Here is a 429-nt window from a genome sequence, read left to right as displayed (position 1 = left end):
CGAGGTATGGACGAACCGTCAAAGCACGGGCGACAGTCTTCATGAATATCCCCCGGGCGCCGTTCAAATCCCTATCCATTCGATGTCCTTCCGATGACTGAATGACTTTTGAACCGCCGAGGTTCGCAACGATTTCTCCCGTCCAAGACACCGTTCTCGAAGTATAAGCCTCACAGACATCAATGACCCGCACACCATATTCCAAAGCCTTGTGTTTCAGAAACGTCTTGAATCTATAGTGGGAAAGCGTCAGCATCTGCCGAACGGACTTTTCGCGTAACTTCCTCGCGCCTCGCTTCGTCATCTGTTTCGTCTCGAAAGTCGGTAGTAAAATGATGTCAAAGTTGGTGACAAGGAAGTGTGCTATCTTCTTATGAAGTTCATCAATGAGGTTACGGATTTTGACTTTTATTCTGTTCGCAGCTTTCC

Annotated in this window: 1 protein-coding gene; it reads right to left on the bottom strand. The window is 47.8% G+C overall.

Annotation, left to right across the window (positions count from 1 at the left end; translation table 11 throughout):
* On the bottom strand, positions 1-429 hold a 429-nt coding region (locus tag J4G07_07030), incomplete at both ends, for a transposase (GenBank protein ID MCE2413742.1).

Source organism: Candidatus Poribacteria bacterium (assembly GCA_021295715.1).
Lineage (GTDB): Bacteria > Poribacteria > WGA-4E > WGA-4E > WGA-3G > WGA-3G.
This window is presented reverse-complemented; position numbering and strand designations above follow the sequence as displayed.